Annotated in this window: 18 protein-coding genes; 11 read left to right on the top strand and 7 right to left on the bottom strand. The window is 38.7% G+C overall.

Features of this window, described 5'->3' with window-relative positions:
* Positions 1 to 5: 5 nt before the first annotated feature.
* The 5 genes from pgi to H5200_RS07930 all read left to right on the top strand — a co-directional run bounded on the left by pgi (position 6) and on the right by H5200_RS07930 (position 9410).
* Positions 6 to 1652 (top strand): glucose-6-phosphate isomerase, encoded by a 1647-nt coding sequence (pgi, locus tag H5200_RS07950; RefSeq protein ID WP_182761278.1) that lies wholly within the window; start codon positions 6 to 8, stop codon positions 1650 to 1652.
* Between the two features lie 302 nt (positions 1653 to 1954).
* Entirely contained in the window at positions 1955 to 3427 is a 1473-nt protein-coding gene (gene zwf, locus H5200_RS07945) for a glucose-6-phosphate dehydrogenase (protein WP_145240983.1), read from the top strand.
* 2 nt (positions 3428 to 3429) lie between these two features.
* Positions 3430 to 4140 carry a 6-phosphogluconolactonase gene (pgl, locus tag H5200_RS07940; RefSeq protein WP_149982816.1) on the top strand — a complete coding sequence of 237 codons (711 nt, stop codon included), beginning with the start codon at positions 3430 to 3432 and terminating at the stop codon, positions 4138 to 4140.
* A 1034-nt stretch (positions 4141 to 5174) separates the two neighbouring features.
* Positions 5175 to 7796 (top strand): TonB-dependent receptor, encoded by a 2622-nt coding sequence (locus H5200_RS07935; protein ID WP_182761277.1) that lies wholly within the window; start codon positions 5175 to 5177, stop codon positions 7794 to 7796.
* Positions 7797 to 7853: 57 nt separating this feature from the next.
* Entirely contained in the window at positions 7854 to 9410 is a 1557-nt protein-coding gene (locus H5200_RS07930) for a tryptophan halogenase family protein (protein WP_182761276.1), read from the top strand.
* 2 nt (positions 9411 to 9412) lie between these two features.
* Here H5200_RS07930 and H5200_RS07925 read toward each other — a convergent pair whose 3' ends face one another.
* Positions 9413 to 10093, bottom strand: a complete 681-nt coding sequence (locus H5200_RS07925; RefSeq protein WP_182739952.1) for a DUF6445 family protein — start codon at positions 10091 to 10093, stop codon at positions 9413 to 9415.
* Positions 10094 to 10455: 362 nt separating this feature from the next.
* Between H5200_RS07925 and H5200_RS07920 the strand changes: the two genes are divergently transcribed.
* Positions 10456 to 11160 (top strand): SapC family protein, encoded by a 705-nt coding sequence (locus tag H5200_RS07920; protein WP_145240973.1) that lies wholly within the window; start codon positions 10456 to 10458, stop codon positions 11158 to 11160.
* Between the two features lie 123 nt (positions 11161 to 11283).
* A complete protein-coding gene (locus H5200_RS07915) occupies positions 11284 to 12318 on the top strand; it encodes an isoaspartyl peptidase/L-asparaginase family protein (RefSeq protein ID WP_182761275.1) in 1035 nt (344 codons plus the stop codon).
* Positions 12319 to 12350: 32 nt separating this feature from the next.
* Here the strand turns inward: H5200_RS07915 and H5200_RS07910 are convergent, their stop codons facing one another.
* Genes H5200_RS07910 through dinG form a run of 6 tightly spaced genes read right to left on the bottom strand, consistent with a single transcriptional unit; the run spans position 12351 to position 17200 of the window.
* Positions 12351 to 12518 (bottom strand): DUF2496 domain-containing protein, encoded by a 168-nt coding sequence (locus H5200_RS07910; protein ID WP_182718410.1) that lies wholly within the window; start codon positions 12516 to 12518, stop codon positions 12351 to 12353.
* The gene (locus H5200_RS07905; RefSeq protein WP_182739954.1) at positions 12511 to 12783 is read right to left on the bottom strand and encodes a late competence development ComFB family protein; all 273 of its coding nucleotides are present in this window, start codon (positions 12781 to 12783) and stop codon (positions 12511 to 12513) included. The genes H5200_RS07910 and H5200_RS07905 overlap by 8 nt, the downstream gene beginning before the upstream one ends.
* A 38-nt stretch (positions 12784 to 12821) precedes the next feature.
* Positions 12822 to 13724, bottom strand: a complete 903-nt coding sequence (locus tag H5200_RS07900; RefSeq protein WP_182761274.1) for a histone deacetylase — start codon at positions 13722 to 13724, stop codon at positions 12822 to 12824.
* A 2-nt stretch (positions 13725 to 13726) separates the two neighbouring features.
* On the bottom strand, positions 13727 to 14347 hold the full coding sequence (locus H5200_RS07895; protein WP_182718407.1) for a primosomal replication protein: 621 nt from the start codon (positions 14345 to 14347) through the stop codon (positions 13727 to 13729).
* 1 nt (position 14348) lies between these two features.
* Positions 14349 to 15125 (bottom strand): TSUP family transporter, encoded by a 777-nt coding sequence (locus H5200_RS07890; protein WP_182718406.1) that lies wholly within the window; start codon positions 15123 to 15125, stop codon positions 14349 to 14351.
* Positions 15125 to 17200 carry an ATP-dependent DNA helicase DinG gene (dinG, locus tag H5200_RS07885; RefSeq protein WP_182761273.1) on the bottom strand — a complete coding sequence of 692 codons (2076 nt, stop codon included), beginning with the start codon at positions 17198 to 17200 and terminating at the stop codon, positions 15125 to 15127. The genes H5200_RS07890 and dinG overlap by 1 nt, the downstream gene beginning before the upstream one ends.
* A gap of 60 nt (positions 17201 to 17260) precedes the next feature.
* On the opposite strand from dinG, the gene H5200_RS07880 reads away from it, so the two are divergent.
* The 4 genes from H5200_RS07880 to H5200_RS07865 all read left to right on the top strand — a co-directional run.
* On the top strand, positions 17261 to 19651 hold the full coding sequence (locus H5200_RS07880; RefSeq protein ID WP_182761272.1) for a DNA polymerase II: 2391 nt from the start codon (positions 17261 to 17263) through the stop codon (positions 19649 to 19651).
* Between the two features lie 276 nt (positions 19652 to 19927).
* Positions 19928 to 22801: a TonB-dependent receptor domain-containing protein gene (locus H5200_RS07875; protein WP_182718403.1), complete on the top strand. Its 2874-nt coding sequence runs from the start codon at positions 19928 to 19930 to the stop codon at positions 22799 to 22801.
* A gap of 499 nt (positions 22802 to 23300) precedes the next feature.
* Complete coding sequence (locus H5200_RS07870) at positions 23301 to 26048, top strand: TonB-dependent siderophore receptor (protein WP_182718402.1); 2748 nt, start codon at positions 23301 to 23303, stop codon at positions 26046 to 26048.
* 305 nt (positions 26049 to 26353) lie between these two features.
* The coding region (locus H5200_RS07865) for a winged helix-turn-helix domain-containing protein (protein ID WP_182718401.1) at positions 26354 to 26832 on the top strand (479 nt) is incomplete at its 3' end.

Raw genomic sequence — 26832 nt, 5'->3', positions numbered from 1 at the left:
TAAAAATGAGTTGTCGTTCACAGTTAGCTAGTTGGCAAGCATTACAAGTAAGTGCAAATAAGATGAAGGAAGTTCATCTTAAAGATTTATTTGCCAATAACAGCACGCGATTCGAGCAATTTTCGACTCAGATCCCAGGTGTTTTATTTGATTATTCAAAACAATTGATTGATAACAGTGTGATGGCACAGTTACTGTCTTTAGCACAAGAGTGTGATATCGCTAATTGGCGAGATAAAATGTTCAGCGGTGAAAAAATTAATATCACCGAAGATAGAGCCGTGCTTCATACTGCACTTCGTAACCGTAGTGCATCATCATTAGTTGTAGATGGCGAGAATGTAAGTTCGGTGGTTAACGCTGAATTACAAAAAATTAAGTTGTTCGTTGAAAAAGTACGTAGCGGGCAATGGTTAGGTTATACCGGTAAAGCCGTGAAAGATGTTGTGAGCATTGGTGTTGGTGGTTCAAACTTAGGCCCACAAATGGCCACGGAAGCACTGAAAAGCTATGCAGATGACTCATTAAAAGTACATTACGTTTCAAATGTTGATGGCGTACAAATTGCGTCAGTATTGAAAGACATCGATCCTGAAACAACTTTGTTTGTGATTTCGTCAAAAACCTTTACTACATCTGAAACCATGACCAATGCAAAAACCGCCGTTGCATGGTTTTTAGAGTCAGCCGATGACAAGCAAGCCATTGCTAAGCACTTTGTAGCAGTGAGCACTAATTTAGAAAAAACGGCAGCGTTTGGTATTTCTGATGAAAACGTATTCACAATGTGGGATTGGGTAGGTGGTCGCTTTTCATTATGGAGTGCGATAGGCTTACCAATTGCATTGTATTTAGGTTTTGATGCATTTGAAGCGATTCTTGAAGGTGCTTTTGAAGTTGATGAACACTTTAAAACGGCCGAATTTGCAGAAAATGTACCATTGTTAATGGCTTTGTTGAGCGTATGGAATACCAGCTTTTTAGGTTTCGACTCACAGGTTATTTTACCTTACGATCAAGCATTACACATGTTGCCAGCTTATTTGCAGCAAGGTGAAATGGAAAGTAATGGTAAGCACGTTAATTTTGCGGGTAATACCGTACCGTATACTACAGTGCCAATTATTTGGGGTATGACCGGCATTAATGGTCAACATGCTTTTTATCAGTGTTTGCACCAAGGCAATGTGATTGTACCGGCTGATTTTATTGCCTCTATTAAACCTCAGGTTAATATTGGTCAGCATCACGACATTTTATTATCGAACTTTTTTGCACAAACAGAAGCGATGATGATGGGGGTTGATGCCGAGCAAGTTCGCGCTGATTTAACCGCAAAAGGCAAATCAGAGGCTGAAATAGCCGCGCTAATTGATCATAAAATCCACCGTGGTAACCGTCCTACAACATCAATGCTGTTAGATACGGTTGATGCAAAAACGGTGGGGCGATTAATTGCCTTATATGAGCATAAAATTTTCTGCCAAGGCATCATTTTAGAGATCTGTTCTTTCGATCAATGGGGTGTTGAACTTGGTAAAGGCTTAGCCTCAAAAATTGAAGCTGAGTTACTGGATGATAATATAAACCATCCACATGATAGTTCGACAAATGGCTTAATGAGCTATTATAAACAACGTCGAGCGCAGTAAAAAATTCGCACAGCACAATCAATTGTACTGTGTAACCAAATACCTTTGAACGGGTAGCGCTGGAGTTCTTAGGGCCTGTATATTTGTGAGAGGATATACAGAGCCCCTAAGACTCATTTAATTACCAGTTTGAAATGAATACAGCTGAATCAATATTCAGCGATAAAAACAAGCGAATTCAACAGGCTTTTTCTCGAGTACGATGCCAAAAAGCTGACATCAACTAAACAACAAGAATGTATGCCCGCACTATCAATAGTGGATAGTTGACAACTGGGCATAGCAAACGTAGAGAGTAAATTATGTTAAATCCTTTTGATATTGTAATTTTTGGGGGCGGTGGTGATCTTGCATTACGCAAATTATTACCTGCAATGTATCGCGCATATCAAGAAGGCAACCTTCCACAAGGTTCGCGTATTTTACCGACGGTTCGTGAAGAAAGTAAACGTGCGGAATACATAGAAACAGCTCATCAAGCGCTAAAAGAATTTTTAGGTAAAGGTGAGTTTAATGCCAAAGATTGGAAAGCTTTTTCAGCGTGTTTGGTGCCAGTAGTCACGAATGTAACCGAAGCAGACGATGATTGGGATAAACTAAAAACAATACTAGATGAGCACGATGCAGACAAATCTCGGGTGTTCTATTTATCACTTCCACCTGCGGTATATGGTAGCTGCTGTGAAATACTGTCTAGCAAAGGTCTGATCACTGCTACATCACGTGTCGTTGTTGAAAAACCAATTGGTTATTGCGGTAATTCAGCAGAAGAGATCAATGCAAAAATTGCTGAATACTTTAGCGAAGAGCAAATCTTCCGTATTGATCATTACTTAGGTAAAGAAACGGTACAAAACTTAATGGCACTGCGTTTTTCAAATTCATTATTTGAAAATATGTGGGATGCTAAATCAATCGATAATATTCAAATCAGCTTATCTGAAACTGTTGGCCTTGAAAGCCGTGCTGGTTTTTATGATAAAGCCGGTGCTTTACGTGACATGGTGCAAAACCATTTATTACAATTGTTATGTTTAGTCGCGATGGAATCACCAAATAAACTTAATGCAAACAGCATCCGCACCGAAAAGCTGAAAGTATTAGAATCATTGCGCCCACTTGTTGCAACGGATGTAGATGACAACATCATTCGTGGTCAATATGTACCCGGTGATTTGGATGGCAAAATTGTCCCTGGTTACTTAGAAGAGTTAAATGAAGGTTCAAGTAAAACAGAAACATTTGTTGCTATTCGTGCTCATATTGATAACTGGCGTTGGGCGGGCGTGCCATTTTACCTTCGTACAGGTAAACGTATGGCAAAACGTTGTGCCGAAATTGTCGTTGAATACAAAAAAGTATCACACAATGTTTACGGTGATAATGTTGGCAATATTGAACCAAACCGTTTGGTTATACGCCTTCAGCCTGAAGAGACAATTCAATTAACCTTGATGTCAAAGCGTCTTGATAATTTAGAGATGCAATTAGAGCCGGTAACCATGAACATTGAGCTATCGCAAGCTTATAGCAATGGTTTCCATTCAGATGCGTACAAGCGCTTGATGTTAGATGCAGCTGCAAATAATCCATCCCTGTTTATTCATCGTGATGAAGTACGTCAAGCTTGGAAATGGATTGACCCAATTATCGAGCGCTGGCAAGAAAAAGGTAAGCCTGCTTTATACCGTGCTGGTAGCTGGGGGCCTGATGATGCTGATGAACTATTAGCTGAAAATAACCATGTTTGGTTTAACACTGGCGATAAGGCATAACAATGGCAACCATCGTAGAGAAATTTTTTGATTCAAAAGATGCATTAACCGCTGAGTTATCTACAACACTTGAACAAAGTTTAGTCAACGGTATTGAAGCTGATGGCCGTGCCGTACTGATGGTATCAGGTGGTTCATCACCTGCACCCGCTTATAAGCACTTATCTAATCTAGCATTAGATTGGGCAAAGATAGATGTTGCTATGGTTGATGAACGTTGGGTTGATGCAGCACATGAAAAAAGTAATGAAGCGTTTATTAAGAGCACGTTATTACAAAATCATGGGGCGGCAGCTAACTTCATTACTATGAAAAACAATGCCGAGACTGCCCAACAGGGTAGTGCAGAATGTGAAGCTGCGTACCAACAACTGAAACGTCCATTTGATGTAACTATATTAGGCATGGGACCGGATGGTCATACCGCTTCATTATTTCCACATGCGGGCGGTTTACAGCAAGGGCTTGAAACATCACAATTGGTATGTGCAATTAATGCTATAGAAAGTGAAGTAACAGGGAATATTACCGAACGTATGACGTTAACTTTAGCAGCGATTGCGCAGTCTAAAGTGGTTAAGTTACTGATCAGTGGAGAAGAAAAGCTTGCTGTATATAAAGCAGCAAAAGCCGGTGGAGATGAAAACGACATGCCACTACGTGCAGTTTTAAATCACCCAACAATAAATATTGAAGTTTATTGGGCTCCGTAACGACCCCAATCGACCCAAACTTTAAAATGCAGGCTATAAAGCCTGCATTTTTGTTTCTCTTCTAAATTTATCTGTATCGCACTTGCAAGATCTTTATTATTTTCGCTTATTTATTTTTATCGAAAACAACAGTTATACAATCGTGTTAAGTTACTGACCATTTATAGCTTCGCTAGAATAGTTAAATATTTAAGTCGATTGGTATTATATAACGCCCGGCAATTATTAAGTTTGGAGCGTAATGTGATCTATCTGCCAGTGACTTATCTTCACTAAATAACAAGCCTCACAAATAGTGTGAGTTAACTAGTTGTTTGTTGAAATGTGGCTACTTATGCCTACTTATGCCTACTTATGCCTACTTTATTAAAAACATGAGTATCTTAGTGGTTTAAAAAACTTCACTAACTACATTAAAAATTATCCATATAGAACAATTATATGAGTAATTTTCACGGTTCCTATAGCTCTCTAAAATTTTCAATGAAAAGGGTAGGCTATGGGGGGAAATAAAGGTAGACATTAATAGCGTAACTCTTTAGAATACAAAATGACAACGCTGTCATTGATATTGATAACTATTAATGAATTCCCCTTGATAAATTATTTGCCCTAATTTTTCTGCAATATTAATGTGAAAAGATGTGTTTTTGTTCATCCAGCTAAAGTTATATCTTTATCAGCAAATAAGCGAAATGTCATTTCTGTATAGTTGAAGTGGAACGTTTTTTTTACACTAAGACTTATCTAAAATCATAAAATTACCTAAAACAGTCCATTTGGTTTTCTGTTTTTGAACTTAACCATGCTATATTCCCGCCGTAAAACTGTAACAATTTATAAACTCTATTTTTTTAATGTATTAATATTCAATTGGTTATTATTTTTATAGCTATTTTTTTGCACAAAACGGCTAAAAAGATGTAGCACAAATGTAATTTAGAGTGTATGGTTTGTTACTAGATGACAACGCTGTCATCATCACTGGGCAGAAGTGATAAATAAAACCAACAAAATGATTCAAGGGGAATCCTGTGTTAGCTAAAAATTTTAAAAAAAGCTTATTAGCAGTAAATATCGGTCTTGTAATGAGTGCCGGATTCACTGGTGCTGTTTATGCAGCTGACGAAGTAAAAGTTCAAGAAGACGTAGAAGTCATTGAAGTACGTGGTATTCGTCGCTCTTTAGAGGCATCAATCAATACTAAACGGTTTGCTGATGGCGTTGTAGATGCTGTATCAGCAGAGGATATTGGCAAGTTTCCAGATAGTGATGTAGGTGAAGCTTTAGGTCGTATTCCTGGTGTTGCAGTTAATCGCCAGTTTGGTCAAGGGCAGCAAGTTTCTATCCGTGGCGCATCTAATCAACTAACGTTGACTACATTAAATGGTCAAAATGTTGCTTCTACAGGTTGGTATGACCAACAAGCAATTGACCGTAGCTTTAATTACACACTTTTACCACCACAGATGATTTCTGAAATTAAAGTATATAAATCTTCTCAAGCAGATTTACTTGAAGGTGGTGTTGGTGGTTCGGTTGATGTTATTACTCGTAAACCACTGGATCTAGATTCTGGCACTGCATTTATTTCAGCTGAGGGCACATATTCAACGGCTTCTAGCGAAACAGATCCTGCAATTTCAGGCCTTTACAGCTGGAAGAATGATGAAGAAACATTTGGTGTTCTTGCCGCTGTTGCATGGGAAGATACAACATATGTGCGCCGTGGTAATGAAGCATCTTACGCATGGGCAGGTGCAGAGTCTGCTAACTATTTTGAGCAAAATCGTGAGCGTACTGCAGTAGATTTTACAGCTCAATATTCACCTACAGATAATATGAGCTTCGCTCTACATTATATGAATTTAGACTTAAGTGCAGATAATAATAACAACAGTCTTTTTGTCTTCTCTAATACTGATAGTTGCTCACAATTTAACGATGCCGGTGCATGTTTAGTCCGTGAAACAAATGCAGCTAATCCAGCTGGACAAACGTTCTTGCAAACATTCGCTCGTTTTGCATCAATGAATTCAGAAACAATCGATTTATCGTTTGATTACGTTAGCGATAATTTTAAACTTGAAACACAAATAGGCACAACTAAAGCTGAAGGTGGTACTGATTTAACTCTTAATCATGCTGCTTTTATCGGCTCTCCAGAAGATGTTTACGGTACAATTGATGCAACTGGTGAATATACAGATATTGATATTGCTGTGAATGGTTGGAATGAAAATGACATTGATACAGTATGGGCGGATAGAGGTCTTCAAGAGTGGGCAACACAAATTGCGCCAAATGAGGATAAAGAGACATACTTTCAAACTGATTTAACTTTGATGCTGGATAGTGATTTCATTACCAGCGTTAAAACAGGTGTTCGTTGGTCTAACCATGAAGTAACAAGAGAATCTTTGCGAGCAGCACAAGGTGCACACGTTAGCGTTGATCCTTTGCAATACTGGAGTGGTACAGATACTGCTGGTATGCAAGATTTAACAATTCCACTACCAAATATTAACGCGATGAAAGCGAATGGCTTAGCGGCTGTTCAAAACTGGTATGAAGACCGTTCTGGCTTTGGTACTGTTGAAGAGGAAAACCTTTCAGTATATGTAATGGCAAATTTTTCCGGTGAAGCCTATCGCGGTAACTTTGGTGTGCGCTATGTATCAACATATGCGGAGTCAGATTTTTATGCACCAGATCCAACTTTTGTTGACCCAAATGGGATTGCGCAAAATAACGGCCTAAGCTCAACAATCGACACAGACCAAGGTCATTATAGTGAACTTTTACCAAGTTTTAACTTAGCATATGATATAAATCAAGATACTATTTTACGTTTCTCTATTGCGCAAGTTATCTCTCGTCCAAACTATTCAGATATGTTTGCATCGCAATCGTTAGCAGGTTATGGCGATACACAGTTAGGTAATCAGTCGGTTACAAAAGGAAGCCCTTCACTTAGCCCGTTTAAGGCAACTCAGGCTGATATTGGTTTTGAATATTACTATGGTGACTCTAACTTAGTTGCAGTTACTGCTTTTTATAAAGATGTTAGTAACTTCACTACGTCTGAGACATTACGTAACCAAAAAATTGGCATTACAGACCCCGTTTGTAAATGTGATGATTGGACCGTGAACACACAAGTAGACGGTGATGGTGGCGAAATTGCAGGGGTTGAGTTCCAAATTCAACATGCGTTAGCAGGTGGCTTCGGAACCATGTTTAACTATACCTTCGCTGACAGTTCTGCCGATCCGGATAATTTCTCTGATGGCATTGATGTTTTCACTGATAGTTCAGAGCATACAGTTAACGCAGTCGGCTATTATGAGAATGATGACGTTTCTGTACGTCTAGCTTACAATTGGCGTTCAGAGTATATGATCCGTGAAACAGGCTTTTATGGAAACCGCTGGCACGATGATTTTGGTACACTTGATTTAACAGCAAGTTATAATTTAACTGAAAACTTCACATTGCGTTTTGCTGCTACAAACTTACTTGAAGAAGATAGCATTCAATACGCTGCAGCAGATGCAGATAACGAAGCAACTAAAATTTCACTTAAAGATGGCTATCCAGCTTGGTCTTACCAAGGTGAAGCTACTTATGCAATTGGTGTAGATTTCCGCTTCTAAATTAAGATTAAGATATATAATTAAGCCCCGTTTTCGGGGCTTTTTTGTGAGAATACTATGAATAAAAAAAACATAAGGGATATCGTCATTTTAGGTGGGGGGACAGCAGGTTGGCTTACTGCAAACCATATTGCATCTCACTATAAAGAAAGCATAGCAGCAGGTAACCTTTCAGTAAAATTAATTGACTCACCGGATGTAGCGACAATTGGTGTGGGTGAAGGTACAGTGCCAGTAATAAGAGAAACACTCAAAAGTTTTGGGATTTCAGAAACTCAACTATTAGTGCAATGCGATGCAACATTTAAACAAAGTATCAAGTTTGTCGATTGGACTTATAATCCCTCAGAAAAACCCAATAATTTCTACCATCATCTATTTGAATACCCACATTTAGGGAATGATTCAATAAATGCATTTTGGCTGCAGAATAAAGATATATGTCCTGATCATTATGCTTCCTGCGTATCAATACAGCATGACATATGTGAAGCAAATTTAGCCCCTAAAAATATTCAAATTCCAGAATATGGTGGTATTGTTAATTATGCATATCACTTAGATGCAAGTAAATTTACAGAGCTACTAAAAGAAAATGCGATTAATAATTTAGCTGTTAAACATACTCATGCCCATGTGTCTAACGTAAAGCTCTCATCTGATGGTTATATTTGTGAGTTAGAGCTGTTAAATGAGGGCGTGGTTAGTGGTGACTTATTTGTTGATTGTAGTGGCTTTGAAGGAAAGTTAATAAAGAAAACACTTAATGGCTCATTTGTAGATAAATCAGATGTTTTATTATGCGATACCGCACTTGCAATACAAGTTCCTTATGGAGAACACGAAAAAATTATTAAACCTTATACTGTCGCACATGCGAAAAAGGCTGGGTGGATTTGGGATATAGGTTTAACTACAAGAAGAGGGGTTGGTTTAGTTTATTCTAGTAATCATATAAATGAAGAAAGCGCTTATAAAGAACTAGCAAAGTACCTAGGTAAAGAGCCTGTTAATGCGCGCAAAATACCTATGCAAACTGGGTATCAAAAAGAGCCGTGGTTGAAGAATTGTGTTTCAGTTGGCTTATCTCAAGGGTTTGTTGAACCGCTTGAGGCAACCGGGCTACTTGTTTTTGATATGACAGCAAAAATATTAGCAACGAAGCTACCAATTAATTTTAATGAGATGCAAAATATTGCCAAAGATTATAACCAGCAAGTAGGTGCAATTTGGGAAAATATTATTGATTTTATAAAACTACATTATTGCATTTCAAAACGTGATGATACGCAATTTTGGCTTGATAATCGTGATGAAGCAAATATTCCTGATGGCCTTTTACAAAAACTAAAGTATTGGCATACCCATATTCCTAGTCAGTTTGATTTTGAACGTACGACAGACCTTTTTAAGCTCGAGAATTACTTATACGTAATGTATGGTATGGATTTTGAGATTGATAGAAATGCAATCTCGCAGAGGTATCCAAGTTTAAGCTCAGCGACAGCTCATATCAGTAAAATACAACAGGCAAGTATATTAGCAATGAAGAGCTTACAGGGGCAAAGAGATTTACTCATTAAGATTAAATTGCATGGTTTAGGGAAAATATAAATCTAAGTAATATTATTATCAAACGAGATAAAGGAAGTAATTGTTAGGCGGCCTTTTGCTATTTCATTATTTAGTTTACATTGCGATGGAATAATCGCTGAGTGTAGTACATTACCTGGGTATATGAATAGTCTAGAAGGCTTAGCTTTACAATATGCTATTAGCTCATAATACTCATTATCTTTATCAATATAGCCATTTAACTTAGCTTGAAGAGCTTCTTCTTTTGCTGTTTGATTAAAGCTTTCCTCTGTTTCAAGATTAATTCTTTCAAGGTTTGTTTTTCTGTGTGAAAACAAACCTGTGCCACCAAACTCTTCACCACATAAGTAGTGCACTATAGCTAGTTGGTTGTTCTTGGTTCCATCATAATGAGGGATTTTTTGTAATTGCGATAATTCTTCACTGGGTGTTTGAGCAATCGCATAATTTGAATTTAAAGATTCAATTTTAGAACCTTCTAAATTAAAGTGATTGACTATTTTTGGTAATATACTTTCAATGAAGGTGAAATATTGAGGTGTTACTCTTGACCAAATTCCTGGATAATAATTTAGTGCTTTGATCCAGTCACCTTTATAAAAGCTTGCACTCTTTTTCCAGAGTTCACAGTCTTCATCAGGTAGGTCAATAATAGCATATGGATTGTTTCCTACTTTAGTCTTTTCAAGCCGGATATTCAAAAAGTAAAGCCTCGATTAATTGATGGAAACACACCATATTTAAGTTAAATATGATTCAGTTTGATTAGGCCACTAAAAGGCACTTTTCTTCGATTACAAATTACTACCCATAAGTTAAGAAAAACTTAATTCGGTATATGCATTAGTATTTGGATGCCGTCTAATTCTATATTTTTTTTCTTGTAGTTTAAAGTAACTTGTCTGACAGCTTCCTAAAGATAGCTACATTAAGCTTCTTATGTTTAAAATCATATGATAACTGCAAATTGCAACAAACATTTCACTTCCATTTTTGTAGCAAAACCTTTAGCCTTAGGGTACTAACAGCAAAAATATAAACTTATTAATAACGGAGCAGTAACATGGCGGAGCAACAAGTACAGCCTTTACACAATGAAAAGCATGCCAACACTAAAATTCAAAACGGCATCAATGTAGAATTTTTAAAAACTCAACACTTAGTGCCTGTCGTTGCACATGAGTTCGCGCGTGTAGCAAATGAGTTTCCAATGTCTTTCGTAAAAAATAACGAGACTGGTCAATTTCAAGCTGTAGCTATGTTTGGTTTAGAGCCTGGCGAAAACCTTTTTGTAAAAGACGGTAAGTGGACTGCAGCGTTTGCTCCTATGGCAACAACACGCTACCCACTGGGTCTAGTTAAACACCCACAAGAAGATCAATACGGTATTGTGATTGACGAAGCAAGCCCATTAGTGGGTGAAACTGAAGGAAATGCATTATTTGAAAACGGTGAAGAGACAGATTACTTAAAACGTCGTAAAGAAGCACTTGTATCATTTATTGAGTTTTCTCATGTAACTGAAGCATTCACAAAATATCTTGCTGATAAAGAGCTTTTAGTAGCGCAAACACTAACAGTTGATATTAAAGGCGAGAAAAAAGACATCAATGGTATTTACCTTATTGATGAGAAAAAACTTAACGAGTTAAGCGACGAAGACTTTTTAGAGCTTCGTAAGCGTGGTTATTTAGCGCCTATTTTCTCTTTCTTAACGTCTACGCATCAAGTAGCACGTTTAGCTCGTTTGAAAGCGCAACAAGCGTAATTTAAACGAAATATTAAAAAGCGCCTTTGGGCGCTTTTTTTATGTCTTTTATCTGGTTAGGGTTGTAATTTAGCGCCAATTTATTCACATTGGTTATACTTATTTCCAACACAAGCTACCTGTATGAACAAGTCACTTTTTAGCGCTTTAGTTAGTGCGTGCTTTATAACGTTTAGCCCATTAGCCATAAGCGCTAGTGCACCTTTCGCTATCGCTATTCACGGTGGGGCGGGCACGATTGAAAAAAGCCGTTTTACTCCAGAGCAACAACAAGCTTATCGCTCTAAACTCAAAGAGGCGGTAGAAACTGGCTATAAAGTACTTGAGCAAGGTGGCGAAAGCCTAGATGCAGTAACCGCTGCAATCAATGTATTAGAAAACTCGCCATACTTTAATGCCGGTCGAGGTGCGGTATATACCTATGACGGCGGCCATGAATTAGATGCGTCAATTATGGATGGTCGTGATCGTCAAGCGGGCGCTGTTGCGGGTGTTAAACATATTGAAAATCCGATTAATTTAGCGCGCTTGGTGATGGAAGAATCGGTTCATGTGATGCTCAGTGGTCAAGGTGCTGAAGAGTTTGCCAGAGAGCAGGGCGTTCCATTGGTCGAAAATAACTTATTCGATACGGATAACCGTTATAAAGCGTTATTAAAAGCAAAAGAAAAACTAGATAAAGCCAAAGCTACCAGTAAAGATTATCAAGCTGCGCATCAGGCGTTACCCCTCAATTATAAAATGGGCACTGTGGGTGCTGTCGCACTTGATAAAAACGGTAACTTGGCGGCAGGTACTTCAACGGGCGGGATGACTGCAAAGCGTTTTGGTCGCATTGGTGATGCCCCTGTAATTGGTGCTGGTACATTTGCTGAAAATGCGTCATGTGCGGTATCTGCCACTGGCCACGGCGAGTATTTCATTCGTTATAATGTCGCGGCTGATATTTGCGCACGAGTTAAATATCAAAGTAAGACTATTACACAAGCGGGTGATGAAGTGATTAATAGTGTGCTAAAGCCGATTGGTGGTACTGGAGGAGTGATCATAGTTGATAGCAAAGGTAATATCAGCTTACCGTTTAATACCAGTGGTATGTATCGGGCCAGCAAATCAAATACGCAAGCGACCTATGTGGCAATTTTTAAAGACGAATAATACGATTATGTAAATGTACTACAGCCAGTAAACTATGCTGGCTGTATGTTAGTATTGAGGCGTTTTTTTTCATAATCGCTTTTGATTATTTCAAGTGCTTTGAGCACATCATCAGCGGCAACGTCATGTTGTTCAAGCAGCATTATTAAGTCTACGGCTAATTTTACGTGTGTAGGTGCTTGGGTTAACTCTTTACTCATGTCCGGCCTTTTTTTTCGCTATTTGGCTGATTGCAACATCAATGGCAATATTTACTCGTTCCTCCATATGAGAGCGTTCAACGTGTGGTAAGTAAAACTCCATATCTACATCATAGCGAATGTATCGGGCAGGTAGTTGGTTTAGTACAGTACAGCAAAAATCAGCCATTACGTCTTCACTATATTGCTTTTCAAGTTGTCGTTTAATGATTTCTTCAATCATAATTTTTTCATAGTAATTGTGTATGTCGTCATGTAATCGCACTGTGTTATCTACCTTAGTAGTATTAAGCTGTTTTTAGTTTATACCAAGTGCGGGTATAAATCGACAATCGCTTGAAAAAGCAGCTTATGAACCTCAACTAACTTTTGTGTATCTCGCTGATAACCGCCACCGAGCGCGCACATTAAAGGAATTGAGTGCTGTTTGCAGGTTGCTAAAACCAGCGAATCGCGTTGATATACACCCTCTAAACTAACATCAAAATAGCCTAATTCGTCTTGGCTACAAATATCAGCTCCGGCGTTATATAAAATAATATCAGGCTGATGAAGACGGATACAAAAAGCCAAGGCATTAGCGACTGTTTTTAAATATTCATTATCGCTGCAGCCAGTGTTGAGTGAGAAATCATAATCAGAATGCTGCTTTAAACGTGGAAAGTTTTGCTGACAATGAATCGAACAGCTAATCACTCCATCAAGAGAGCCACAAATTTCGGCTGTGCCATCACCTTGGTGTACATCACAATCAAAAATCAGCACCGTTGATGCTTGCTCAGTGTTAATGAGGTGAGCGGCGGCAACCACGAGGTCGTTGAAAATACAAAAACCACTGCCGTAAGCATTATAAGCATGATGATATCCGCCGCTGAGATTTACCGCCAGCTGCGTTGTTAAAGCGTATTCAGCGGCTTGAATACTTGCACCAACAGAAAATAAAGTGCGCTCTACCAGTTGATTTGACCATGGGAAACCCATTTTCTTTATTTCTTTGTCAGTTAACTGCCCGCTAATAAAGCGTTCAACATACTCATGGCTGTGGCAAAGCTGGAGCTGTTCATTAGTCGCTTTATTTGGGCTAATAAAGTCAGTAAAACCAAGCTCTGCAATTTCTTGTTTTAGCAATTTATATTTAGCGATTGGAAAACGATGGCGTACAGGCAGTTCAAGCGCAGAGTATAGTGGATGATAAAAAACAGTCATAGCTAGCGTAATTGTTGTTTTTCAACTATTTGAATTTTTTCTTCGGTGGCAGATATTGCCTTACGGCAGCGACCAAGGCGGCCATGAAGAGCAAGGATCTCTAAATTAATGGCTTTTGCTTTTACAGGACCCACATTTTGCATTCTTAGCTTACATTCTTCAACCATTAGCACTAAGCGACGCTCGAACTCATGATTTTGTTTGAGTTCGTCATATAGCTCATGGGCGGGTTGCATAATTTGTTTTACAGCTTGTTGGTAAGGTGCCGATTTATTATAGGTTTTACTACGGGGTTTGTAAGTGCTTTTGTTTTCTTTTTCCCAAATAGGGGTTGATTTAATGACGTTAAATACGGCTTGCACCTGATTACCGATACGCTCTAAAGCATAATTATGAGCATGGCGACGCTCCAGTGGTGGAAGGCTATTAACTTCATCTTCAATTTCTAACACATAATCAACTAATTTCATGCTTTTAGTAGTAAACACACCTCGGTCAAATAAACTGGGTTGTGCCTGCATATAGCGGTTTTTAGCAAATAACTTGGCTTTATCAAATTGCTCAGCATGCTGCTTTAAGGTTGCAACTTGTTGGCAAAGCTTATCAAAAGAAGCTGTTCGCATTTTATAAATAAGCCTCGTAAATTAGTTTTAACGCTAAAATTATCACCACAGTATTAAAAACAGGACGAATAAACTTACTGCCAAACCGAATTGCTGAATGAGCTCCAAGCCAGGCTCCAAACATCAAAAAGAAGCCCATTGTGATGCCGAGTAAAAAGTTAACATGACCAAGCGCTACAAAAGTGATCAGTGATACAAAATTTGACACAAAATTCATTGAACGGGCTAAACCACAGTTTAGCAGTAAACTCATTTTATACAGTAAGCTATTTGACGCAGTCCAAAAAGTGCCGGTACCAGGGCCTGCCAAGCCATCAAAAAAGCCTAAGCTTAAGCCTTGCAACCATTGTTTTATTTTTGTTGTTTTGTTCAATGGTGGTAATTGATCATGTTCTACCGTACTTAAACTGCCAAATAAGCTGTAGCAGGCTACCATAATGATAACAATAGGCAGTAGTTTGTTTAAAAATTCAATACTCAGGTAGTCAACAATAAGGGTACCAAGTAAAGCGCCAATGGCGGTTGCTATAATTGACGCTGCCCAAAATTGAGGATTAAATAATTGCTTACGGAAGTAAGTAACACTTGCGGTGAGTGAGCCAAAGCTAGCAGCTAATTTGTTAGTGCCAAGTGTTAAATGGGGCGGCAATCCTGCTGTTAAAAGTGCTGGCACGGTTAACATGCCACCACCACCGGCTATTGCGTCTATAAAGCCTGCGGCAAGTGCCACTGCGCAAAGAAGTGCCCAGGTTGTTGGGTCTAGTGCAAGTTCAAACATTAATAATCTATTTGTCTTTTAAAGGGTGGTAATGTGTCAAGCATGGCTTTGCCATATCGCTTGGTCACTAAACGGCGATCTAGGATTGTAATGCGCCCTTGATCGTTCTCTTTACGCAGCAGTCTACCACAGCTTTGCACTAATTTCTTAGCCGCATCAGGCACCGTGATAGATAAAAACGGATTACCCCCTTTACTTTGTACAAACTCTGCTTGTGCCTCTTCAATGGGTGAGGTGGGTACCGCGAATGGAATTTTAGTGATCACTAAGTTCTCAAGGTATTTACCCGGTAAGTCGAGTCCTTCGGATAAGCTTTGTGTGCCAAATAAAATACTGCCTTTGCCCGCATCTATATTCTTTGTATGTTGCTTTAATAGTGCTTCACGCGACATTTCACCTTGTACTAAAATGTCGAGGTTTTTAGCGCGCAAGGCTTTTACTACATGATCCATTTGCCAGTAAGACGCAAACAACACTAAATTAGCATGTTGTGCATTTAAGTGATCCGGCAATACTTTGGCCAGATGATCACTAAATTCTTTATCGGTCGGCTCGATGTGTGATGTTGGTATGTGCAAAGTGGCCTGATTAGGATAATCAAACGGAGAAGGTACTTTTAAGTATTTTACACCTTCTTCTTTTGTAAGACCGCTTTCGTAAGCAAAATGATCGAATGAACCAAGTGCAGTCAGGGTCGCTGAGCATAAAACCGCACCGGCACATTGTCGCCACAGTTTATCTTTTAAATAGTAGCCAACTTCAATAGGGCAATCGCTGAGTAGATGGTCGTGATGGTTTTTGTATTCTAAACGCTTTATCCAACGTGCATGTGGTGTGCCTTCACCCTTGGTGGCGTAGCTATACCAAAGTTTGTTTAGTTGCTCTAAACGATTAATGTAATGACCGCTTTCGCCTAAAATAGGATCGGCAACATAGGGTTTGATATCACCATCACTGACATCTTGTACTAAGGTATCGTGCATTTTATTTAAGCAGCGCAGAGCATCGAGGGTCGCCTCGCTGATATCTTTGGCTTTAGCGTGTAACGATTCAGGTATTTCACCATGTTCAAATCGGTATGTATCGTCTTTTGAATAGTTAAAATCGGCATTATCCAAAATATCGCGAACAACTTTTAAGTCTTTATTAGCATCATTAATACTGTCACAGAGCTTAAAATTTTGCCCAATGGCTTTTTGACCTACTAATACTTTGGCCATTTTGCCACTAAATTTAGTGAGTTTATCAAGCCAATCAATGGTGCCTTTAATCGTCGCTGCGGCAGATGAAAAGTCACGCGTAATATGAGCAAGATGATGAGCTTCATCAATAACGTAAATACTATTATCTGGCTCGGGCAGAATTTTCCCGCCACCTAAATCAAGATCAGCTAATAATAATGAATGGTTAATCACTAATACATCCATTTGCATCAAGCGTTGACGAGCAAGTTGAAAAGGGCAGGTTTGATGTGCTTTCATTTGTCGTTGACAAGCATGTTTATCGCAAGCAATTAATCCCCAAACGCGATCAGGGATAGTATCTGCCCAGCTGTCTCGATCGCCTTGCCACTTTTTATTGGTGTAAGCATCATAGAGTTGCTGCAAACATTTAGTTTCCATCGCACTCAGTGGCGAAGTAAGGGTGGGCATAAAGTCCATTTGTGTTTGATTGTCACCATTAACCGCATTATGTAGCTTGTGTGCACATAGGTAGCGCTGGCGGCCTTTGACTAAATCAAACTTGAAATCAAGGCCTGAATGTTTTTTAAAAAAGGGGAGTTCTTTACTTATTAATTGCTCTTGAAGGGCTACCGTTGCAGTAGAAATAATTAACTTCTTTTTTTGTGCAAGCGCCAGCGGTAATGCGCCTAAACAATAAGCCAGCGATTTACCCGTACCTGTACCTGCTTCAATAACGCAGATCCGCTGTTTTTTGTGGTACTCGCCCGCCAGTGTTTTTGCAATTTCGGCTACTAAGTAATTTTGGCTACTGCGAGGGCGATAATCACTGAGGTTATCGGCCACATGCTTGTGAATTTTTCTTATCGTCGTTTTTAATGCATCAGAAAGCATGGGTCAATAACCTAAAGTATGTATATAATCACAGTGCTGTATATTAATTGGGATCGAACATTGACACAAGCAATCTATCAAGGCTTTATACTTTCTAGGCAACAATATTCTGCTGATAAGTATAGCCGCCATAGTGGGATCACACTGTGCTATTGGCTAAGCTCTGATCACGGTCCAATAAAAGTGTTAGTGCCAAATCAACAAGCGGTATTTTTTATTTTAATAAAACAACGTGCTTTAGCTGCTCAGTTGTTATCAAAGCACAATATCAATGTCGAATTTAAAGACGTTGCGATTAAACACTTTAGTGGCGAACAATGCATCGCTTGCTATTTTTCAAGCTCACAAGCGTTATATCAAGCAAGGCAGCTTTTAGAAAACCAACCCCTAGAAAACCAGATCACAGTATATGAAGGTGATGTACGCCACAGCGATCGCTTTTTAATGGAGCGTTTTATTCTAGGTGGGGTGTGGGTGACAGGCGACGTTACTCAACAAGCTGGCTTTATCCAAATCGACAATGCCCAGCTAAAAGCAGCTGATTCGTATAAACCACGTTTTAAAACGCTGTCATTGGATATTGAGTGCAGTGGTGAAGGCGTGTTGTTTTCAGTTGGTTTAGTAGGTGAGGGGATTGATTGCGTTATTATGGTTGGCGAGCCACAACAGAGTGAACAGACTATTCATTGGTGCCATGATGAAATTGATTTGCTGACTCAATTACAACAGCTGGTACAACAAGCAGATCCTGACATTATTATTGGTTGGAACGTCATTGAATTTGATTTTAATGTACTTAATCGACGCGCGGATGCCCTTGGCGTTAAATTATTATTGGGTCGAGGTAATGGTCAATTACAGATCAGAGAAGGACATTTTACCCGTTTAACTCTGCCTGGGCGCTGTGTTATCGATGGCATAGATACGCTAAAAAATGCTACTTATCATTTTGATAGTTTCTCACTGGCTAATGTGAGCCATAAAATACTAGGTGAGAAAAAGTTAATCCAAAGCGATAACCGCTTGAGTGAAATTATTCGTCAATATAATGAAGATAAGCTCTCGCTAGCGGCCTATAATCGTCAAGATTGTGTGTTAGTTAATCGTATCTTTGCAAAGTTAAAACTCATTGAATTTGCTATTGTTCGCACGCAGTTAACAGGATTAGAGTTAGAACGAATGGGTGGCTCAGTGGCTGCTTTTACTAACTTATATTTACCGTTATTGCATCGAAGCGGTTATGTTGCACCGAATCTAGGCGATCATGGCTTATCGTTTGAAAGCCCAGGCGGTTTTGTGATGGAGTCAATTCCTGGGCTTTATAAAAATGTTATCGTGTTGGATTTTAAAAGCTTGTATCCATCGATTATGCAAACGTTTTGTATTGATCCGCTTGGGTTAATTCGCGGCTTAGAGGAGCCTGATAACGCGATTGCAGGTTTTAAAGACGCTTTTTTTTCTCGCACTGAGCATCACCTTCCTAATTTAATAAAAAAGTTAGCCTCATCAAGGCAACACGCAAAAAATACTGCTCAGCCCATGCTGTCGCAAGCTATAAAAATCATCATGAACAGTTTATACGGCGTGTTAGGCTCAAAGGGGTGTCGTTTTTACGATCCACGCTTATCAAGCTCTATTACTTTGCGTGGTCATGAAATAATGCAAACCAGCAGACTGTGGATCGAAGAGCTTGGCTATACTGTTATTTATGGTGATACCGATTCAACATTTGTGAGCCTACCAGATGAACTTGATTCAGATAACTGCAAAGAAATTGGCAAGCAATTAGCTAATACTATTAATGAAAAATGGCAGCAAACAATAAAACAGCGCTTTGCGACACAAAGTTATTTAGAAATAGAATTCGAAACACTTTATAGCCCATTTTTTATGCCGACTATCCGTGGCAAAACCACTGGTTCAAAAAAACGTTATGTTGGCCAGGTACAAGGAGATGATAAAAAAGAATTAATTTTTAAAGGTATGGAAACCGTGCGAAGTGACTGGACAGAATTAGCGCATGAATTTCAAACCGAACTATTTGAAACTTTATTCAGCGACAGTTTTACTGTTGAAATGTTAACCCCTATTATTGAAAGTTACATTACCCGTTTGTATGCTGGGGAATTTGACGACAAACTCGTATACAGAAAAAAACTCGGCCAACACTTGGCTGATTATCAAAAAAATATCCCACCTCAAGTCCAAGCTGTCAAAAAACACCAAGCAACTCACCCTGAATTTGTTATTAATAAAGGCCAAATTGTTGAATATGTATACACTCATGTTGGTGCAGAGCTCTATGCAAACGTGCAGCAAACCCAGACAAGTCAAAAATATGACTATGCAATTTATGTCGAAAAACAACTCAAACCAATCGCACAAATGATCCTTCTTCCCTTGAATAAAGATTTCAATTCGCCCAATAAAGCACAATTACAACTTATTTAAATAGTTCCAAATATCGGTATTGTTAATTTTTTTTGTTGCTAAAAAGTGTACTTTTGAAAGTGTTATTAAAATATATTGTTGCTATTTTAATCGTTTTGTACCGTTTTATTGCATTGTCTGGGTTTTTATGCCGATTAAATTAAATTAATGTGAACAAATGTTGGCATATTGGTTTTTTTTGTTTAGTATCGTGATGCGTTTGCAACATAATTGTTGCGATTGTTTACAAAAGCTAAATAAAAATAATCCACAATATAGTGGTCCAGGGAGAATCAAATGTTAAATAATAAAGTTTCAAAGGCAGTTCGCTTAGCGATCGCTTTTGGTGCAGTGTCAACAGCTGCGTTTTCTGCCAGCTCATTTGCTGCAGAAGAAAAAGATGGCGTTGAAAAAGTTGAACGTATTCAAGTAACAGGTTCTCGCATTAAGCGGACAGATTTAGAGACATCTAGCCCAGTTACTGTAATGACTGCAGAAGAGATTAAACTAAGCGGTTTCACTCGTGTTGAAGATATCTTGAATCAGTTGCCACAAATTGAAGCTGCAGAAAGTTCATTTTTAGCGAATGGCGCAACAGGTACTGCAACAGTAGATTTACGTGGTCTAGGTTCAAACCGAACTTTAGTTTTGATTAACGGTCGAAGAATGCAAGCTGGTAGTATCACATCTCAAGTTGCTGATATAAATCAAATTCCTTCATCACTGATTAAGCGAGTAGATGTTTTAACTGGTGGTGCAGCTGCTGTTTACGGTGCTGATGCTGTTGCTGGTGTTGTTAACTTTGTAATGGATGATCAGTTCGAAGGTATTTCTCTTAACGTAGGTACTTCTGGTTATCAACACAATAATGATAACAAATACATTCAAGGTTTGATGGATGAGAAAGGCTTTGAATACGATACAGGTAGTACAGGTATCGATGGTAAGTCTTACAGCATAGATTTTACTGTTGGTGGTGGATTCGATGGCAGCAAAGGTCACGCTGTAGGTTATGTAACGTACAACCGTCAAACTGAACTGTTACAGGGCTCTCGAGATTATTCATCTTGTGCACTAAATGGCGCGGGTCAATCTTGTGGTGGTTCTGGTACAACTCCAAACCCATTTTTTGATATCTACCCCGTGGTTGATGGTGAAGTTGATTACAAACAAAATTTTTACGGTTACCTAGATCCAAATGGTACAGGTTTTAGAGAGGACGATGGTTATCGTTACAACTATGCTCCAGTTAATCACTTTTTAAGACCAAACGAGCGTTTTACTCTAGGTACTTTCATTGATTATGAAATCAATGAAACTTTCCGTCCATATTTAGAGTTCTCTTTCATGCATAATAGAACAGCAGGTCAGATTGCTGAATCAGGTACGTTCTATAATGAAGAGATTTTATTTGATTACAATAACCCTTTATTATCTGATGCTCAAAAGCAGCAGCTTCAAGGCTTATTCAGTCAAGATGGAACTGATCAATTTGTTGCATACATTGGTAAACGTAATGTAGAAGGTGGCCCTCGTTCAGATAACTTAGAGCATTCGTCATACAGAATACTAACGGGTATGGAAGGTGAACTGAGTGATAACTGGTCATACGATGTTAGCTACAACTACTCTGCAACGACTTCAAGCTCTGTTTACAAAAATGACTTGCTTTCACCGAAAATAGCTCCTCGCGTTGGTGCTGTAGGGACTGAATGTGATGAGGCAGATGGTTGTTTATACTACAACGTATTTGAACTTGGTGGTGTAACACCAGAGCAAGCAGCTCAACTTGCAGGTGTAGGTACTCAAACGGGTCTAGTAACTCAAGTTATTTACAGTGGTTATATTAGTGGTGAGTTTGATTGGACTCTTCCTACGGCATCTCTTCCTATAGGCGCTGTATTCGGTGTTGAGCGTCGTGAACAAGATTACGAACGTGTATCAGACACAGTTTACGAAGAAGGTCAATTATTAGGTCAAGGTGGACCTTCACCAAGCCTATACGGTGCAATTGACGTGAACGAAGTTTACGGTGAGTTACAAATCCCAGTCTTAGATGAATTAAATGTTTCAGCAGCAGCTCGTTGGTCTGATTATTCAACAACTGGTTCAGATACTACTTACTCAATTGGTGTTGACTATACTCTTGCAGACACATACAAATTTAGAACTAGCTTTGCGAAAGTTGTACGTGCTCCTAACGTAGGTGAGTTATTTGCTGCTCAAAGTATTGGCCTTTGGAGTGGTGCAGACGGTTGTGCTGGTGATCCTACAGCAGCCGATGCAGCTGACAGACCAGCGTACTCAGCAAGCCAATGTGCTAATGCTGGCGTGAATGATTCACAATACGGAAGTATTGGTGAGTCACCTGCAGGACAATATAACCAGCTATCTGGTGGTAACCCAGCACTTCAACCAGAAGAAGGTGAAACGCTTACAATTGGTTTAGTTGCTTCTCCTTTTGAAAACTTTAACTTCTCTGTTGATTACTTCAAAATTGAAATCGAAAAGGTTATTGGTACAGTAGGCGCAGAGCGTATATTAAACAACTGTGCTGAAACTGGTGATGAATTTTTCTGTAATAACATTACTCGTAGTCCATCTGGTAGCCTTTGGTTAGGTCAAGCAGGTTTTGTAACAAACCTAAGTGATAATATTGGTGGTAGAACGTGGGAAGGGATTGATGCTACAGCTGCCTACTCAATGGATCTAGAAAATGCAAGCTTGAAGTTTGACATTAACGGTTACTACAGCATGAAGAAAGAAGTTGAACCTATCTTAGGTGATTCAACCTTAGCTTATGACTGTGCCGGTAATATTAATACAGACTGTTTTGCTTCGCCTAAATGGCGTCATACTGCTAACGTTAATTACATCCGTGATGACTGGCGTGTAGGAGCTAAATGGCGTTACTATGGTGGTATTGACTACGATGGAACAGCAGATGCCTCATTAATTGAAAACGGTGGTATAGGTTCTTATAGTTTTATCGACTTATCTGGTAGTTACTCTATTAACGAACATGTAACGTTTACTGGTGGTATGAATAATATCTTCGATAAAGAACCTCCAATGGTGGGTAATACTATTGCTTCAAATGCAAACACAGTTGCTGGATTTTACGATACATTGGGTCGCTTTATCCACATGAGTGTAAATTTGAAGTTTTAATGGGTTTATAAATCATTAAATTAAAGTTAACAAAAGCCCGATCTATTAGGGCTTTTTTTACGTAATGTAGAGGATAGATTTAATTTTTCGCGATACAAAACACTAACTCAGAAAGTATTAGAGGCACCATAAACGCTTTTGATATCATTACTAAGCAACCTATTGCATAACTTTTTATTGATTTTGTTATAAATTATTGAGCTAGAACTGGTTTTTTACATGGTTATTTTTTTAAAGGAAATCACCTTATAAGCATAAATAAAAGCTTTATTTCTAGATAAAACAATTGGTTATAATGTAACTTTCTTGAATTTATTTGTTCTTTATCTGTAAAACTATTGATTTTCAGGTTAAATAACTGTTGACCTTTGGTCATCTCTAATATTAGTATCGCATTGCTCAATTAGGTACTTAGTGTCATATATTGGCACTTAAGTACTCAATTTCTAGCAATTAAAACTAATAAAATCATATATAAATATGACCCAGGGAGAATCAAATGTTAAATAATAAAGTTTCAAAGGCTGTTCGCTTAGCGATCGCTTTTGGTGCGGCTTCAACCGCTGCGTTTTCAGCAAGCTCGATTGCTGCTGAGGAAGGCGCTGATAAAGTTGAAAGAATTCAAGTGACAGGGTCACGTATTAGTCGCACAGATATGGAAACGTCAGTACCTGTTACTACTTATTCATTAGATGACATTAAAGCTACGGGTGCTCCTACCCTTGAGCAATTTGTACAACAATTACCAATTATTAGTGGTGGTTCATACGGTAGTAACGTTAATAACGGTGGTAATGGTAGCGTAACAATGAACCTAAGGGGTTTAGGTGCGAGTCGTACGCTTGTTCTTTTAAATGGTCGTCGTTTCAGTGGTGACATTTCTATTATTCCAATGGCGGCAGTAGCGAGAGTTGATGTTTTACGCGATGGAGCATCAACAATTTATGGCTCTGATGCAATTGCTGGTGTAGTTAACTTTGTTACAAACAATGATTACTCTGGTGCTGAAATAGAATTCCGCCATCAACAGACGAGTGAAAATGACGGCAAAACGTCTAATATCTCGTTCATTACCGGTGTTGAAACTGATAAAGGGAATATTGTATTCTCAGCAGGTTATGAACAACGTGATGCAATTTATGGTGAAGACCGTGATTGGGCAAGTTGTGTGCGCGCAGAAGATATAACAAAAGAAAATGCAGATGGTAGCGTTGAGGGCAAAGTGGTATGTGCTGGTGGCTCTGCAACAACCTCACCAGCTTCATTCTCTATTCCAGGTATTGTCGGTAAAACCTTTGTTAAAGGCGCGGATGGTAAACCTCGAGCAATAGAAAGTGCTGATCGTTATAACTATGCTGATACTAGTATCATTTATCAACCACTTGAAAAATATAATCTTTTCGGTTCCGCTAATTACGAACTTATCGATAGTGGTTTTTCTACTGTAACATTTGTATCTGAAGCATCATTTACACATCGTGTGAATAAAACCCGTTTGGCACCTGTCGGCACTTTCTGGAGTATGCCTGTTCCTGAAACAAATCCAGGGAATACATTTGGTGAAAAGGTATTTGCTCAACGACGTTTAACAGAATCTGAAGGACGTACTTCTGAATTTTCTATTACTGAATATTTAATTACTACTGGTTTTGAAGGTGAATTTAGCAATGGTTGGTATTGGGACACAAGCTATTCGTTCAATAGCCGCCGTAGAACTGAAGAAATCGGTGGGCGTATTCACCAAGAACGTGCTAATACATTGGTAGATCCAGAATTATGTTCTGCTAATGCAGCTTGTCCGGGAGTATGGGACCCGTTCCAAAAAGACTCTCTAACAAATGATATGAGAGATTGGATTATTGTTCCAATGAGCTCAACAAGTAAAGCAGAAGATACACAATTACAGTTCAATATTGCTGGTGAAACAAGCTTTGAATTACCAGCCGGTACTATTGCTTGGGCAACGGGGTATGAACATTTAACGACTCATTATACATCGTTACCGGACGGTGCGGCTGGTCTTGGGGCAATTTATGGTGTAGCACCAGACGGAACTGATGGCGGTTATACAACTGAATCATTTTATGCTGAGATTAATGTGCCTATTTTAGCTGACTTACCGTTTGCTGAGCGTTTAGATTTTACAGCAGCTGCACGTCGCACTGATGTAAGCTTAATTGATGACGCTGAAGTTACTACTAAGTTTGCTATTGAATGGCGCCCATATTCAGATTTATTAGTTCGCGCTAATTTATCAGAGGGCTTCAGAACACCTGGCGTGAGTACTTTATTTGCACCTCGTGCTAATTCAGCTGAAACTTATACTGATCCATGTATTAAATATGGTTCTAATCCTGATGCAAGCGCTGAACTTAAGGCTAACTGTGCTGCAGATGGTCTACCAGGTGATTGGGCACAACCTAACCAACAGTCTGGCTCTTGGGTAGGTGGTAATCCTGATATTGGTCCTGAGCAATCGGAAAGTAAAAATTTAGGCGTTGTATGGGCTCCAGAGTTTATCGAAGGTTTCAGTGTAGCGCTAGATTATTATGATATTGAAATTACAGATATTATAGGTGAGCTTTCAATCGGTACTATTAGTAATGAATGTTATAATAGTAAAGACTTTTCTTCACCATTATGTGCTCAAATTAAAGGCCCAGTTGCTTATGGTACAGTAGGTGGTCCTCGTCGTGATTCGCAAGGTAGTTTAAGTGGTGTTGAATTATCGACTCAGAACTTAGGTATTTTTAATTCAAGTGGTATAGACTTTGACTTAAAATACGGCCTAGATGTATTAGGTGGTGAGTTGAAGTTTAACTTAAATGGTACTTATGTTCTTGAATTAGATCACAATGAAGCTGAAGGTTTGGAAACAACAGAACTTCTTGGTGGATACGGTGCTGATGTTGCAAACGGTGGACGTGGTGCGTTTAATAAACTTCGTGCTAACTTTAGAACAAACTACTCACAAGGTGATTGGGGTCTTACTCATACCATCCAATATCAAAGTGCTGTAGATGACTATGCTGAGCCAAATGGTGTTTTATCTGACCGTGTAGGTACGGTAGCGTATAATGACATCAATGGTTACTATAATTTTGAGCATTTAACTCTTAGTTTAGGTATCAATAATATCTCTGATAAAGAGCCGCCATATGTAAGTAACGGCGATAACGGTGCACTTATTCGTGTTCATCGTTTGACCGGTCGTGAATACTACTTAAAAGCAACATTCAAGTTTTAACAACTAAATATTGCTAACAAGTAACTAGCCATATGAAATACCTGCTAATTTTAATCTGCAGGTATTTTTTTATCAAAAATTGACGTTTTATTTTCAAGCATTATCTTAATATCGGTTAATAAAAAGAACTAATTGCCACTTCTAATCTTCGATAATTTAACTAAACAAGCAACAGATATGACTAGGTTAGTAGTTTGTTACGATACTAATGGTATATCAACGTGCTTTCCCTTTAATGGCATAATACCAATCTGCCAAATTATGTGATCTAATTAGCACACTGATACTTATCTACTTTTACTAAATTGAACTTAGAAAAATCCAAGCAACTTTTAGCTTTATCACGTAAAGAGCCGAATGCAAGAAAGCGAATACGCCTGCTTGCTGTTTCATTATTCTTTGAGGGTGAAAACAGAACGAATATTGCTAAGCGCCTAAATACAGCGCGCGGCAGTGCCAATAAATGGGTTTCAAACGACCTTAATAATGGCGTTACTGGCTTGAACAACAAACCGATTAAAGGTCGTCCAGTTAAATTAACCTTACAACAACTAAACACACTGTCAGATTATGTAAAACAGTCAGCAAGTTCTTCAGAAGGAGGCAGACTAATGGGGGAAGATATTGCTCAGTATATTTATGACCAGTTCAATGTAAGGTATCACACCGATCATATTTACAAACTGCTCAAGAAGCGTGGGTTTAGCTGGATCACAAGCCGTTCTAAGCACCCAAAGCAGTCAAAAGAAAGCCAAGAGGCTTTTAAAAAAGTTCCAAGTGGAAA

The sequence above is a fragment of the Pseudoalteromonas sp. SG43-7 genome (assembly GCF_014164295.1).
Classification (GTDB): Bacteria; Pseudomonadota; Gammaproteobacteria; order Enterobacterales; family Alteromonadaceae; genus Pseudoalteromonas; species Pseudoalteromonas rhizosphaerae.
Note: the sequence above shows the minus strand (reverse complement) of the source record. Positions and strands in the feature narration are given on the sequence as shown.

What these genes read in the sequence shown, in the direction of transcription:
- pgi (WP_182761278.1), top strand. Translation starts at nt 6, where the DNA reads ATGAGTTGTCGTTCACAGTTAGCTAGTTGGCAAGCATTACAAGTAAGT.
- H5200_RS07915 (WP_182761275.1), top strand. Translation starts at nt 11,284, where the DNA reads ATGAACAAGTCACTTTTTAGCGCTTTAGTTAGTGCGTGCTTTATAACG.
- H5200_RS07910 (WP_182718410.1), bottom strand. Translation starts at nt 12,518, where the DNA reads ATGAGTAAAGAGTTAACCCAAGCACCTACACACGTAAAATTAGCCGTA.
- H5200_RS07920 (WP_145240973.1), top strand. Translation starts at nt 10,456, where the DNA reads ATGGCGGAGCAACAAGTACAGCCTTTACACAATGAAAAGCATGCCAAC.
- pgl (WP_149982816.1), top strand. Translation starts at nt 3,430, where the DNA reads ATGGCAACCATCGTAGAGAAATTTTTTGATTCAAAAGATGCATTAACC.
- H5200_RS07895 (WP_182718407.1), bottom strand. Translation starts at nt 14,347, where the DNA reads ATGCGAACAGCTTCTTTTGATAAGCTTTGCCAACAAGTTGCAACCTTA.
- dinG (WP_182761273.1), bottom strand. Translation starts at nt 17,200, where the DNA reads ATGCTTTCTGATGCATTAAAAACGACGATAAGAAAAATTCACAAGCAT.
- zwf (WP_145240983.1), top strand. Translation starts at nt 1,955, where the DNA reads ATGTTAAATCCTTTTGATATTGTAATTTTTGGGGGCGGTGGTGATCTT.
- H5200_RS07870 (WP_182718402.1), top strand. Translation starts at nt 23,301, where the DNA reads ATGTTAAATAATAAAGTTTCAAAGGCTGTTCGCTTAGCGATCGCTTTT.
- H5200_RS07875 (WP_182718403.1), top strand. Translation starts at nt 19,928, where the DNA reads ATGTTAAATAATAAAGTTTCAAAGGCAGTTCGCTTAGCGATCGCTTTT.
- H5200_RS07890 (WP_182718406.1), bottom strand. Translation starts at nt 15,125, where the DNA reads ATGTTTGAACTTGCACTAGACCCAACAACCTGGGCACTTCTTTGCGCA.
- H5200_RS07900 (WP_182761274.1), bottom strand. Translation starts at nt 13,724, where the DNA reads ATGACTGTTTTTTATCATCCACTATACTCTGCGCTTGAACTGCCTGTA.
- H5200_RS07930 (WP_182761276.1), top strand. Translation starts at nt 7,854, where the DNA reads ATGAATAAAAAAAACATAAGGGATATCGTCATTTTAGGTGGGGGGACA.